1 protein-coding gene is annotated in these 290 nt (G+C 53.4%); it reads left to right on the top strand.

Going from position 1 to position 290, the window contains the following annotated elements:
- Positions 1–290, top strand: a 290-nt coding sequence (locus tag L5849_RS15625) for a hypothetical protein (RefSeq protein WP_236926287.1), incomplete at both ends; no start/stop codon positions are given.

Below are 290 nucleotides of genomic sequence, written 5' to 3' on the forward strand. Positions count from 1 at the left end.
GGAGAACCAGCGAGCGCTGGAAGAGGCGCTGAAGACTCCTCCACAGCACGTCATTGTCATCGATCAAGGTCCAGACGATGATGACAAAACATCTGAAAACAGTCATGAGCTACAGGTCGTTGAGAACGGTTACGTTCCCCGTCCAGAAGAGGATCGAATCACTCAGGCGGAAAAGAATCAACGCATCAACGCTCAGCTGAAGTCTCTGAGTGCCGACCTGGCCGCAACCAAGATGGAGACGCACACGACACGCAACGATATTCTTCACCGACAGAACGTGAGCGAAGGCC

The sequence above is a fragment of the Erythrobacter sp. SN021 genome, from assembly GCF_021864455.1.